Below are 12,468 nucleotides of genomic sequence, written 5' to 3' on the forward strand. Positions count from 1 at the left end.
GGCGCCCCCATTCCGGGGCGCCTCACCTTCTGTCGTTCGGGGCCGGCGCTCGTGGGACCCGACCCGCGAAGGGCCGGCCCACGAGCGTTTCAGCCCGCGAGCGTTTCAGCCCGCGGGGGTTCAGCCCCCGAGGGTTCAGCCCGCGAGGGACTTCTTCACCGCGGCGGCGACACGGCCGCCCTCGGCGAGACCCGCGACCTTCGGGCTGACGATCTTCATCACGGCACCCATGGCGCGGGGGCCCTCGGCACCGGCGGCCTTCGCCTCCTCCACGGCGGAGCCGACGATCGCGTCGAGCTCCTCGTCGGAGAGCTGCTTGGGCAGGTAGGCGTCGAGCAGTTCGCCCTCGGCCTTCTCCCGCTCTGCCTGCTCCGTCCGCCCGCCCTGGGCGAAGGCCTCCGCCGCCTCGCGGCGCTTCTTCGCCTCCTTGGCGATGACCTTCTGCACCTCGTCGTCGGAGAGTTCGCGAGCGGTCTTCCCGCTCACCTCCTCCTTGGTGATCGCGGTGAGGGTCAGCCGAAGGGTGGACGAGGTCAGCTCGTCACGCGCCTTCATGGCGGTGGTGAGGTCTTCCTTGAGCTTGGACTTGAGCGTGGTCATGACTCGATTGTGTCAGGTGCACGGTCCGGGGCGCCCGTTTGTTTTCCCGCCGCCGCCGGACCCCGCCCGGGCCGGGTCTGCGACGATGGGCGCATGCGCGCACGCTACGGAGTTCCCCTGAAAGTCGCTGCGGCCGGTGCGGCGGTCGGCGCCGCCGGTCTCGCCTACGCCGCAGGATTCGAAGCCCGCTCGTTCCGCCTCCGCCGGGTGACCGTCCCGGTACTCCCGCCCGGTGCACGCCCGTTGCGCGTACTCCAGATCTCGGACGTCCACATGGTCAGCGGCCAGCGCAAGAAGCGCGCCTGGCTCCAGTCCCTGGCCGGACTCCGCCCGGACTTCGTCGTCAACACGGGCGACAACCTCTCGGACCCGGAGGCGGTGCCCGAGCTGCTGGACGCGCTGGGCCCCCTCATGGAGCTCCCGGGGGTCTACGTCTTCGGATCGAACGACTACTACGGCCCCAAGCTCCGCAACCCGGTGCGCTATCTCAAGGAGAAGGCGGCGGGCAAACACGGACTCAACGGGAACGCCCCGGCGACGAACGTGGTCCACAACCCGTGGGAGCCGATGCGCGACGCGTTCGACGACGCCGGCTGGATCGGCCTCTCCAACACCCGGGGGCGGCTGAAGCTCGACGGCCTCGACATCGCGTTCACCGGCCTGGACGACCCTCACATCAAGCGGGACCGGTACGCCGAGGTCTCCGGCGGCCCCGAGACGGGCGCCGACCTCTCCATCGGCGTGGTCCATGCCCCGTACCTGCGCTCGCTGGACGCGTTCACGAAGGACGGCTACCCGCTGATCCTGGCCGGTCACACGCACGGCGGACAGCTCTGCATCCCCTTCTACGGCGCGCTGGTCACCAACTGCGACCTGGACACCGACCGGGTGAAGGGCCTCTCCAGCCACACGGCCGACGGCAACCGGGCTTACCTCCACGTCTCGGCCGGCTGCGGCACGAACCGCTACACCCCGGTCCGCTTCGCCTGCCCCCCGGAGGCGACCCTGCTCACGCTGACCCCTCGGGCCTGACGGGCGGAGCCTGATTCCGCCCGGCTCTCCGGAGACGGCGGATGGGCCCGGGCCCATCCGCCACGGATGAATCGCGGCCCGGGAACCCCGCCTTTACGGTGAGGCCATGACCGCCGCCCCGAAAACCGCGACGCTGCCCAGGCCCCGGGCCGAGGACGCGTTCCTGCGGGGCGCCCGTAGCCCGCGCCGTACGGCCGCCGTGTTCCGGGCCTTGGTGTGCGCGGCGGCGATCTGCGGCCTCACGATCGAACTGGCGACGACCGGTGCGCCGCTGGAGCTGCTGAGCCGGTTCGCCTTCCAGGCGAACGTCCTGGTCGCCGGAGTCTTCGGCTGGTCCTCGTTCCGCTCCTGGACAGGTCGCGGACCGGCGTCCCCGCACCTCACGGGGGGCGTACTCCTCGTCGCGGTGATCATTGGCCTGACGTACCACCTGATCCTGACCGACAACAGCTTCGGCTACTCGGCCACCGGCACCCCCGCCGCCCCGCCCACGGGCGCGCGGGCCGTCTCACAGGCACTGCTGCACACGTTCCTGCCCGTCGCCGTGACCCTGGACTGGCTCCTGCTGACCCCGGCCAGGTCGCTGCGCCTCCGGTTCCTGCCGCAGTGGCTGCTCTGCGCCGTCGCCTACCTGGCCTTCGTGCTGGCCCGGGGCCCCCTGCTCGCCCCCGACGCCGGCCCTCGCTACCCGTACCCCTTCCTGAACGTGGACACGTACGGCTACTCGGAGGTCCTCGCCCACGCCTTCGCCCTCTCCCTGCTCCTCGTGGTCCTGGCCACCCTGCTCATCGCCTTCGACCACGTGCGCCCTCGCCCCCTGCATCGGACCGGGCCCCGCCGGTAACCGGATTTCGTCTCCGGGCGCGGGTGGGCTAAAGTAATCGATGTCGCCGGGAGACCGGTGGACATCGGGGTGTAGCGCAGCTTGGCAGCGCGCTTCGTTCGGGACGAAGAGGTCGTGGGTTCAAATCCCGCCACCCCGACAGCCGTAAGACCAGGTCAGGGGCCTGATCCACTTAGTGGATCAGGCCCCTGACTCGTTTCTGGAAATCTCTTGGGAGAGATCCGCGAGAAAATCCTGGTCGGTTCCTCGCCGGGCGGTGCGACGACATACTCCTTGCGCGCGCCGCAAGGGCCTCACCCGATGTGCGAACCTGCTGCGGCAACCGCGCCCGGTCCTCGGCGCATCGGCGCTCGGTGGAAGAAGCTTGGGAGACGATCTTCTAGCGGAGGCCCTCCGAACCCATGCAAGCCCGCCTTGCATGCGTGACTACCGCTCCGGAGGCGGTGGCGTGGGGAGGACTCCGTCTCTGGCCGTCACTCCGGCTCGGATCACCGGGTGGATCCGAGAGGGCCTGGGGTGCCGGTTGTGCTGGAATGACCCTTCGGACGGACTGAAGTGAACCGGGGGCCGAATATGACCGACGCTGTGCGCGGAACCTCTGCTCTCATAGCCGGCGTGGTGCCGTTGGCCCGCGTCATGGGTCGCCTGCGGCAGGATCGGCCCGTGTTTCACTCCGAGGCGGATCTGCAGCACAGCTTTGCCCGGGCACTGTGGGAGCTGGTGCCCGAGGTCCAGTCGCGGTTGGAGGTCCGGCGACCCGTGCTGCACGGAGGCCGCGCCGAGCACCTCGATCTGCTGTGCATCGGGCCGTCCGCGCGCACCGCTGTCGAATTCAAGTACTTCAAGGACAGATGGGCGGGGACGGCAGGTCCGCTGAATGAGGAGTACTCGCTGAGGCCGCATTCGGCCACCGATCTCGGGAGGCTGGGTTTCGTCACCGACATCGAACGGCTGGAGCGCTTCGGTGACCGCCCGGACCAGAACGGCGTGGCGCTTCTCCTCACCAACGCCGGAGCGCTCTGGACTCCCCCGTCCAAGGCGTCCCGAAGGACTCGGGACGAGGAGTTCCGCATTCATGAGGGGCGCGTGCTCTCCGGCGAACTCCGTTGGGGGCAGGGCGACTACGCCGCCAACGCCCGTACGTTGCACGGCACCTATCCGCTGCACTGGGAGGCGTACTCACGGCTGGACGGGCCCCGGGGAGAGTTCCGGTACGTCGCCGCCCTGGTCGGACACGGATCGGCCGCCGCTGCCCGGAACGGTACTCGCTGAGCAAATCAGTGCATCTTGGCCGACTCGTTCGAGGACGGCAAACCAACCGGCGCTCGCCCTGACCACCAGGGCGCCGGAGGCAGTGACGGCAGCGGCGACTGGGGCGGCAGCGACAGCAGCAGTGACCTGCACAGTAAGAAGACGTAGCGGTTGTTCGATGCTCGCCAAAGGGGCGCGGGACAGCCCGTAAAGTTGTGGGCATGGATCTTCACACTGCGACGATGTGGGAGACAGCCGAACTCGCCGGAGGACCTGCTGATGGTCTTCGGATGCGGGTTCCCGACCAGCCCCCGGTCCTTCAGGTGACGCGTCCCTGCCGCGTCGAATCCCCGGACGGCGACGAATTCATGGTGGACGCGTTGTACGTGTACCGCCGCGACCCCTATGCGCAGGACGAGCCCGTGGCGTACGGGTTCGACGCCGCCAGCCCCTGATACGTACGGGCGGCACCGAGGAACCGGGCAAACCGCGCCCCCTGCCCCGCGGTCACGAGGGCCGGCGGGGCAGGGGGCATGGGCAGGGCCGGGTCAGAGGTCGGCGGGGCGTGGCTCCGTCATCGCGGCGGTGGGCGCCGGTGCGGGCTGGGCGGCCTCGGTGACGGTCACCTGGGGCGCGGGGGCGTTGTCGTTCTTCATCGCCTGAGCCTCGCTCTTCAGGATGCGCGCCGACTTACCCAGGGCCCGCGCGGCCTCCGGGAGCTTCTTCGATCCGAAGAGGGCGATGACGATGACCGCCAGGATCAGCAGGTGCCAGGGTTCCAGTCCGTTGCGGAGCATGCCGAGCCCGCCTTCCTCGTGTCGGCCGTGGACGCTCGCGCGCCGCCTGCCCGGCCCAGATGATTGCTACTTGAACGCAACGGTACAACCCGGACGGGCGGACCGTGAGGTCCCTGCCGTTACGGGATCACGACTGGACGGTCAACTTCTGGTAAGCCGTGTCCAGACGGCGGAGGACCCGCTCGCGGCCGAGGAGCTCCATGGACTCGAAGAGCGGCAGCCCGACCGTGCGGCCGGTGAGCGCGACCCGGATGGGCGCCTGGGCCTTGCCCAGCTTCAGTCCGTGCTGCTCGCCGACCGCTACCAGCGCCGACTTCAGCTCGTCCGCCTGCCAGGCGGTGGTGTCCAGGGCGGCACGGGCGTCCCGCAGGATGGCGTCCGCGCCGGGCTTCATCGCCTTGGTCCACGACGTCTCGTCGTGGACCGGCTCGGCAAGGAAGAGGAAGTCGACGCAGGCCGTGATCTCGGACAGGACCGTCAGCCGGGTCTGCGCGAGCGGGGCCGCCGCTTCGAAGACCGCCGTGTCGAAGGCCGACGGGTCCCACGGAGCGTGCGGGGCGATCAGCCACGGCGCGCAGGCCGCGGCGAACTGCTCCGGTGCGAGCGCGCGGATGTACTCGCCGTTGAAGGCGGTCAGCTTCTTCACGTCGAAGAACGCCGGTGAGGTGTTGACGTCCTCGATGCGGAAGAGCTGCTCCATCTCCTCGTAGGGGAGGATCTCCAGGTCTCCGCCGGGTCCCCAGCCGAGCAGCATGAGGTAGTTGACCATCGCCCCGGGGAGAAACCCCTCGGTGAGATAGTCCTCCAGCGCCACCTTGTCCCGACGCTTGGAGAGCTTCTGGCGCTTCTCGTTGACGATCACCGGAAGGTGCGCCCAGCGCGGCGGTTCGGCGCCGAGCGCTTCCCACAGCAGCTGCTGCTTCGGTGTGTTGGAGAGGTGCTCCTCGCCCCGGACCACCAAGGTGATCCCCTCGTCGAGATCGTCGACGACGTTGGCGATCAGGAAGACCGGGGAGCCGTCGCCCCTGGCGATCACGAAGTCCTCGATGGCGCTGTTCGGGAACGCGGGCTCGCCACGCACCAGGTCTCTCACGACGGTCTCGCCCTCGTCCGGGGTGCGGAAGCGGAGTGCCCGCCCTTCCTCCTGGGCGAGACCCCGCTCGCGGCAGTGGCCGTCGTATCCGAGGTGTTCGGAGCCGGTGCGCTCCTTGAGCTGCTCGCGCGTGCAGTCGCAGTAGTACGCGCGGCCGTCGTCGTACAGCCGCAGTCCGGCCTCGGTGTGGCGGGCGGCGTTGTGCGACTGGAAGTAGGGGCCCTCGAAGGCCGGGTCTTCCTCGTGGATGCCGATGGCGGCCAGGGCGTTGATGATCCCGTCGGTCCACTCGGGCTTGTTCCGGGCCGCGTCGGTGTCTTCGACGCGCAGGACGAAGGTGCCACCGGTCTGACGGGCGACCGCCCAGTTGTAGAGGGCGGAGCGCGCGCCGCCGACGTGGAACATGCCGGTGGGGGACGGGGCGAAACGGACACGAACCGGAGCGTCAGACATACCGACCACCCTACCGACGCGCCGCGAGGGGCGGGCAGTCGTCATCCACAGGCATACTCCGCAAGATGATCAACGGATATCGTGATCAGCACAGTTGTGAGGGCGACTGCAAGGGGGCGGACCATGTTCGAGCCCACACCCGTCCGGAGACGCAGCTGAGCACCATCGGATCCGGTCCGCCGGGCGGCGTCTCCGGGACACCGGACGCCCGACAGACCGAAGACGCGCTGCTCACGCAGCTCGGGCTGGACCCGCTGGAGGACGCCCTCTACCGGCTCCTCGTGGACCGCCCGGACAGCGAGCCCGCGCCGCTGACCGAGGAACTGTCCGCTCCCCTCCCGGCCGTCCTCGAAGCCCTGGAGTCACTGGTGGTGCGCGGCCTCGCGAGTTCCGCCTCCGCCGGCGGGGCCGAACCGCGCTACCGGGCGGCCTCTCCGGTACTCGCCCTCGGCCCGCTGCTGGAGTCCCGGCGGTCGTCGCTGCACCAGGTCGAGTCCCTGATGGCCACCCTCGCCGAGCGCCACCGCTCCGCCCAGACCCACGCTTCGGGGGCACCGGTCGAGGTTCTTTCGGGTGCCGCGGCCATCCGCCGCAGACTGCTGCTGATGCAGGAACAGGCCACCACAGAGGTGTGCTCCCTGATGCCGCTCGGGCAGCCCCGGCACTCCGTGATCAGCCACGAGGACAACCACGCGGAGATCGAGGACGTCCTCGTCCGACGCGGAATCGCCCTGCGAACCGTCATCGAACGCGACTGGCTGAAGAGTCCGGACACCGCACAGGCGCTGGACGCCTACGTCTCGCAGGGCCAGCAGATCTCCGTGGTGGACAAGCTGCCGATCAAGTTGGTCGTCGTCGACCGGCGAGTCGCGCTGCTCCCCCTCGACCCGGAGCGCGAGGACATCGAACCGGTCGCCCTGGTCGTCCACCGCACCGGGCTACTCATCGCGCTCAGCTCTCTGTTCGAGGCACAGTTCGAGCGAGGGACGCTGCTGCGACCCTCGCCCACGGCAGGGCTTCCCGAGGACGACTCCGGCTCCTCGATCGACCCGACCGACCGCAGAATCCTCGCCCTGCTGCACCTCGGACTCACGGACTCCGCGATCGCCCGCCAGCTCGGCATGGGACACCGCACCGTGCAGCGCCGTCTCCAGCGGCTCATGGCGCGGGTGGGGGCATCCACCCGCTTCCAGCTCGGCTGCCACTCGGCACGGAACGGCTGGCTGGAGGACGCGCCCTCCCCAGCCTCCACCGCGCAGGTGACTCAGGTGGTCCAGGTGGAGGAACAGGCACAGGTGCCGCCTACGGCGTCAGCTCCGCAGGTGGAGAACGGCCCCCTCTGAGGCGTGTTCACGCCCCGACGAGCGCGCCCCCGGGGTACTCGCAACCCCGGGGGCTCGCGACCGGCCCGGCTCAGTCGTCCTCGGAGTCCTTGCCCCCGAAGCGTGTGCGGTACGTCTCCAGATCCTCGTCCGTGATCTTCGAGAAGAGCAGCGGTGGCACCGTGAACGGTGTTCCGGCGGGCAGGAAGTCCAGCGTCCGGGCCTCGTCCGGCGTGACCCAGGTCGCGTCGGCCCACGCACTCGGCACGCCTTCCGCCGGGGTGAACACGTCGCGCAGGGTGGCCGCGGTGGCCGGCACGACGGGTTCGGAGACGATCGCGTGCAGGCGGATGAGGTTCATGGCCGTCCGCAGCGTGAGGGCAGCGCCCTCCGGGTCGGTCTTCGCCTCCCGCCAGGGCTCCTTCTCGGCGAGATAGGCGTTGCCCAGCGACCACACGGCGCGCAGCGCTGCCGCTGCCTTGCGGAACCGCAGGCCCGACAGGCTCTCCTCGTACTGGGCGAGCAGCCGGGCGGCTTCGGCGCCGAGCCGTGCCTCCGGTTCGCCGGCGGCACGCCCGGCCGGGACGGTGCCGCCGAACTTCTTGCGCGAGAGGGACAGGGTGCGGTTGACGAAGTTGCCCAGGGTGTCCGCGAGGTCCTTGTTGACCGAGGCGGCGAAGTGCTCCCAGGTGAAGGAGGAGTCGTCGGACTCGGGGGCGTGCGCGACGAGGTAGTAGCGCCAGTAGTCGGCGGGGAGCACCTCCAACGCGTCGGCGGTGAAGACGCCGCGTCTCGCGGAGGTGGAGAACTTCCCGCCGTAGTAGGTGAGCCAGTTGAAGCCCTTGACGATGTCGGCCTTCTTCCACGGCTCGCGCACGCCGAGTTCGGTGGCGGGGAACATCACCGTGTGGAAGGGGACGTTGTCCTTGCCCATGAACTGGGTGTACCGGACGGTGTCGTCGGCCTCGTACCACCAACTGCGCCAGTCGCGGAGGGCCCTCGGATCACAGGATGCGCGGGCCGCCTCGTCCGGAGCCGCGTCCCCCGGGGTGACGTCACCCGGGGCGACGTCACCCGGAGCCGCGTCGGCCCATTCCTTCGTCGCGGCGATGTAGGCGATCGGGGCGTCGAACCAGACGTAGAAGACCTTGCCCTCGGCCGCCAGTTCGGGCCAGGTGTCGGCCGGTACCGGAACGCCCCACTCCAGGTCGCGGGTGATGGCCCGGTCGTGGAGTCCCTCGGTCAGCCACTTGCGGGCGATCGACGTGGACAGGTGCGGCCAAGCGCCGGCCACGGCTTCGACCCATGCCTCGACCTCGTGCTGGAGCCGGGACTGGAGGAGGAAGAGATGACGGGTCTCACGCACCTCCAGGTCGGTGGAACCGCTGATCGCCGAGCGGGGACGCAACAGGTCGGCGGGGTCGAGGACACGGGTGCAGTTCTCGCACTGGTCGCCGCGCGCCCGTTCGTCCCCGCAGTGCGGACAGGTGCCCTCCAGGTAGCGGTCCGGCAGGAACCTCCCGTCCGCGGGGGAGTACACCTGCCGGACCACGCGCTCCTCGATGAAGCCGTGCTCGTGCAGACGGCGCGCGAAGTGCTGGGTGAGTACGGCGTTCTGCGGCGACGAACTGCGGCCGAAGTGGTCGAAGGAGAGGGCGAATCCGTCGTACACGGCCCGCTGCGCCTCGTGGGCCCGCACGCAGAACTCGGCGACCGGGAGGCCGGCCGCGCGGGCGGCCAGTTCGGCGGGGGTGCCGTGCTCGTCGGTGGCGCAGAGGAAAAGGACCTCGTGACCGGTCCGGCGGAGGTAGCGGGCGTACACATCGGCCGGAAGCATCGACCCGACCATGTTGCCCAGGTGCTTGATCCCGTTGATGTACGGAAGGGCGCTGGTGATCAGGTGTCGGGCCATGGCTGGATGCTTCCTTTCGGTCCGGCGGACCGCCGCGCGCGGGTGCCGCGGCGCGCGCCGGGAGCGCGAGATGAGTCGGTGGTCCCGGGAGGGGCGACGGGCGAGCGGCTACGGAAGGTGACACCGGCGCCGCGGTCCCGAGGGGTGCGCCCGGTGCGGGGCGTCACCGGTGGGCGTCATCGTAGGCAGGAAGCGCCTCATCCGTGCGAGTGGTTTTTGGTGAACCGTCAGCCACCCCGGAGGGCCTCCGACGCCACCTCAACGCCCCCTCCCGTGGCAACCCGCACCACGGCGCGCACGCTCGCGCTGCGCCCCCAAGTGCCCCGATTTTGACCAGTGTTCAAGGTTTATCTACGCGCGGAGCTACGGCCACCGAACGATCATTCGGGCATATCAGACGACTTCTCGCACAGCCATTACCGGCCGGTACTTCGAGCTGCTAAAAACTGTCTGCTCCACGAACTCCCCTCGCACCCCCCACCTTCCGAAGGGGCCACCGGCCATGTCAGTGCGTAGATTCTGGGCATCCGTATCCACTCTGGCCATCGCAACCGTCGCCGCGCTGGGAGCCGCTCAGCCGGCCTCTGCCGCTACGGGCGGTTACGTCGCTCTCGGCGACTCCTACTCCTCCGGGGTCGGCGCCGGCAGCTACATCTCGGACAGTGGTGACTGCCACCGTTCGACCAAGGCGTATCCGTACCTCTGGGCCGCCGCCAACTCGCCCGCCTCCTTCGCCTTCGTCGCGTGTTCGGGCGCGACGACGTCGACCGTCGCGAGCGGCCAGCTGAGTGCGCTCAGCTCCTCGACCGCACTGGTCAGCATCTCGGCGGGCGGCAACGACGTCGGCTTCGCCGATGTCATGCAGACCTGCGTGCTGTCGAGCGAGGCCACCTGCGTGAGCAGCGTGAACGCGGCCATCACGAAGGCGCAGAACGTCCTGCCGGGCAGCCTCGACTCCCTCTACGGCTCCATCCACGCGAAGGCCCCTTCGGCGCACGTGGTGGTCCTGGGCTACCCGCACTTCTACAAGCTGGCGGGCAGCTGCATCCTGGGCCTCAGCGAGAACTCGCGGAAGGCGATCAACAACGGGGCGGACGTCCTGAACTCCGTGATCGCCAAGCGCGCGGCCAACGCCGGGTTCACCTACTCCAGCGTGGTGGACGAGTTCACCGGCCACGAGCTCTGCTCCGGCGACCCTTGGCTCAACAGCGTCACGCTGCCGGTCTACAACTCCTACCACCCGAAGGCCGCCGGACAGTCGAGCGGCTACCTGCCCGCCTTCCGCTCGGCGATCTGAGGACCGACACCTGCACGGTTCGCCCCCGTCGCGGTGCCGCACCGCACCCCACACCGGCCGCGCCTCCCCGGCACCCCGCCACCTCCCACAGGCACAGGGCTCCTCCGCCGCAGGCCGGCGTGGGGGCCCTGTGCCGTTGCCCCGACCCGAGGGGCGCGGCGGGCGAGCCGGCGTACGGCGGCGGAACGGCTCCGGGCTCAGACGCGCTCGACGAGGTGTTCACGGCCGGTCGGCGGCTCGTACGGCTCCGGCCAGAAGTCGGTGACGGCGGTGATGCGGCCCCTGGTGTCGAACGAGAAGAAGTGGATGCCGTCCAACTCCGCGTCCCCCACGGTGAACAGCGTGCGAGCGGCGGCCTGCCCACCGAGCCCGGCCACGCCCGCTCCGGCCGGCTGCTCGGGCAGGTCGGCCACGATCCGGTCGATCCGCACGTGCCAGTCGCCCGGGTACTCCCGGTTGAACCGCACGCATCTCTCCTTGCCCCGGACGACTTCGCGGGTCTGCGGCACTTCGAACACGACGTCGTCGTCGAGCGTGGCCGCGAACGCCTCCCAGTCGCGGGCGTCGGCGGCGGTCCAGTACGTCTCCACGGCCTTGCGCAGAACAGCGGTCGAGACCGTGCCCGCGCCCATCTCTGCAGTCATGGAACGAGTCTGGACCCCGCCACTGACAATCACCCCGACCTGCGAGGACGCCGATCGACAGCCCGCGCCGGGCTCTTCCCTGCCGCAGGTGCGACGGGTATCCCACCGAGTGCGCGTTCCGGCCGGGGCCGGTCCCGGGAGATACGCGCCCCGCGCTCTGTGTGACCGAAAGATAACGGAGGTGTTCATTTCCCCCTCCCGCGCGCATCGGTTTCGCTACGCTCCAGACCCCATCGCCCGTTATGGACTGGAGGTCCGGTGGCGGACCAAGTAACGATCAACGAAGGCGTGTTGTGGGTGGGAGGCGAGGCGTATCCGCTTCGCAACATCTCTCACGTCGGCCAGCGGAAGCTGACGGTCGACAAGGGTGTGGCGATACGGAAGTTCATCATTCGGACCATTGCCTGGTTGATCGTCGGCGGCATCATCGCCGCGGCGTTCGACACGATGGGGACGATCATCCTGATCGCCGTCGAGGCGTTCCTGGTCTGGAAGCTGGTCGCGGTTCTGCAGAGGCCCCCGGTGTACGGCCTCGTCCTCAACACGTCCGGCATTCAGCACGAGGCCATCTGGTCGACCCGGCAGGAGGAGATCTTCCAGCTGGTCCAGGAGATCACCAAGGCGATCGGCCATCCCGACGTGGCTCAGACGGTCATCAACCTCTCGCACGTCGTGCACAGCAACACCATCAAGCAGTACGGCGGGACCAGCATCGGGCATGCCCAGCACTTCGGCAGCGGGAACATCGGGGGATCATGAGCGGCGACAACTACTACCAGTACGGCGGGTCCCGCATCGAACACGCTCAGCACTTCGGTTCGGGTGACATCGTCGGAGGCGACAAGAACGTCGGTGTGGCCTCCGGCGGTCCCGCGGTGGAGGCTCTTCTGCGGGAAATCGAGAGGCTCCGCCCGCATCTGGACGACAACGGGCGCGCCGAGGTGGACGCGGCGGCCGAATCGATCGCCACGGAGCCGACCCCGGAAGGGCGTCGGAGCCTGGTGCAGCGGATCACCGGCATCGCGGCCCTGGTCGGCGAAGTGGGCCTGCCGGTGATCAATGCCGCGAGAGCGTTGCTCGCGGGCTGAGCCGGGCGTGGCAGCGCGGAGACACCGTGCGCTGCCGCACTGTTCGCGGGCCCGGGGACCCGGGGACCCGGGAGCCCGGGAGCCCGGGAGCCCGGGAGCGCGGGGAAGCCTCCGCGCGCGATTCCGCGAGTGAGC

Annotated in this window: 13 protein-coding genes and 1 tRNA gene; 9 read left to right on the top strand and 5 right to left on the bottom strand. The window is 69.7% G+C overall.

The window, feature by feature from the left end; translation table 11 throughout:
• Positions 1-135: 135 nt before the first annotated feature.
• Positions 136-600 carry a GatB/YqeY domain-containing protein gene (locus tag ACWD3D_RS00650; RefSeq protein ID WP_451458756.1) on the bottom strand — a complete coding sequence of 155 codons (465 nt, stop codon included), beginning with the start codon at positions 598-600 and terminating at the stop codon, positions 136-138.
• Positions 601-693: 93 nt separating this feature from the next.
• Here ACWD3D_RS00650 and ACWD3D_RS00655 point away from each other — a divergent pair, with 93 nt between their 5' ends.
• The 5 genes from ACWD3D_RS00655 (at position 694) to ACWD3D_RS00675 (ending at position 4,182) form a co-directional block, all read left to right on the top strand.
• Positions 694-1,632, top strand: a complete 939-nt coding sequence (locus ACWD3D_RS00655; protein ID WP_328720324.1) for a metallophosphoesterase — start codon at positions 694-696, stop codon at positions 1,630-1,632.
• A 106-nt stretch (positions 1,633-1,738) separates the two neighbouring features.
• Positions 1,739-2,476 carry a Pr6Pr family membrane protein gene (locus ACWD3D_RS00660; protein WP_451458757.1) on the top strand — a complete coding sequence of 246 codons (738 nt, stop codon included), beginning with the start codon at positions 1,739-1,741 and terminating at the stop codon, positions 2,474-2,476.
• A 65-nt stretch (positions 2,477-2,541) separates the two neighbouring features.
• A tRNA-Pro gene (locus tag ACWD3D_RS00665) sits at positions 2,542-2,615 on the top strand.
• 524 nt (positions 2,616-3,139) lie between these two features.
• A complete protein-coding gene (locus ACWD3D_RS00670) occupies positions 3,140-3,748 on the top strand; it encodes a hypothetical protein (protein WP_451458758.1) in 609 nt (202 codons plus the stop codon).
• Positions 3,749-3,948: 200 nt separating this feature from the next.
• Positions 3,949-4,182 carry a hypothetical protein gene (locus ACWD3D_RS00675; protein ID WP_266707129.1) on the top strand — a complete coding sequence of 78 codons (234 nt, stop codon included), beginning with the start codon at positions 3,949-3,951 and terminating at the stop codon, positions 4,180-4,182.
• A gap of 93 nt (positions 4,183-4,275) precedes the next feature.
• On the opposite strand, the gene tatA is transcribed toward ACWD3D_RS00675, so the two are convergent.
• On the bottom strand, positions 4,276-4,524 hold the full coding sequence (tatA, locus tag ACWD3D_RS00680) for a Sec-independent protein translocase subunit TatA (protein WP_451458759.1): 249 nt from the start codon (positions 4,522-4,524) through the stop codon (positions 4,276-4,278).
• Between the two features lie 127 nt (positions 4,525-4,651).
• The gene (gltX, locus tag ACWD3D_RS00685; RefSeq protein ID WP_451458803.1) at positions 4,652-6,022 is read right to left on the bottom strand and encodes a glutamate--tRNA ligase; all 1,371 of its coding nucleotides are present in this window, start codon (positions 6,020-6,022) and stop codon (positions 4,652-4,654) included.
• A 113-nt stretch (positions 6,023-6,135) separates the two neighbouring features.
• Between gltX and ACWD3D_RS00690 the strand changes: the two genes are divergently transcribed.
• Positions 6,136-7,413, top strand: coding sequence for a helix-turn-helix transcriptional regulator (locus ACWD3D_RS00690; protein ID WP_451458760.1), 1,278 nt, complete (start codon positions 6,136-6,138; stop codon positions 7,411-7,413).
• Positions 7,414-7,483: 70 nt separating this feature from the next.
• Here the strand turns inward: ACWD3D_RS00690 and metG are convergent, their stop codons facing one another.
• Complete coding sequence (gene metG, locus ACWD3D_RS00695; RefSeq protein ID WP_451458761.1) at positions 7,484-9,304, bottom strand: methionine--tRNA ligase; 1,821 nt, start codon at positions 9,302-9,304, stop codon at positions 7,484-7,486.
• 502 nt (positions 9,305-9,806) lie between these two features.
• Here metG and ACWD3D_RS00700 point away from each other — a divergent pair.
• The gene (locus ACWD3D_RS00700; protein WP_451458762.1) at positions 9,807-10,601 is read left to right on the top strand and encodes an SGNH/GDSL hydrolase family protein; all 795 of its coding nucleotides are present in this window, start codon (positions 9,807-9,809) and stop codon (positions 10,599-10,601) included.
• A 197-nt stretch (positions 10,602-10,798) separates the two neighbouring features.
• Here ACWD3D_RS00700 and ACWD3D_RS00705 read toward each other — a convergent pair whose 3' ends face one another.
• Positions 10,799-11,245 carry a nuclear transport factor 2 family protein gene (locus ACWD3D_RS00705; RefSeq protein WP_451458763.1) on the bottom strand — a complete coding sequence of 149 codons (447 nt, stop codon included), beginning with the start codon at positions 11,243-11,245 and terminating at the stop codon, positions 10,799-10,801.
• Positions 11,246-11,503: 258 nt separating this feature from the next.
• Between ACWD3D_RS00705 and ACWD3D_RS00710 the strand changes: the two genes are divergently transcribed.
• Together ACWD3D_RS00710 and ACWD3D_RS00715 are read left to right on the top strand one after the other, a co-directional pair.
• A complete protein-coding gene (locus ACWD3D_RS00710) occupies positions 11,504-12,004 on the top strand; it encodes a DUF6232 family protein (protein ID WP_451458764.1) in 501 nt (166 codons plus the stop codon).
• Complete coding sequence (locus ACWD3D_RS00715; RefSeq protein WP_451458765.1) at positions 12,001-12,333, top strand: hypothetical protein; 333 nt, start codon at positions 12,001-12,003, stop codon at positions 12,331-12,333. The genes ACWD3D_RS00710 and ACWD3D_RS00715 overlap by 4 nt, the downstream gene beginning before the upstream one ends.
• Positions 12,334-12,468: the final 135 nt, after the last annotated feature.

This window comes from Streptomyces sp. NPDC002690, assembly GCF_053592415.1.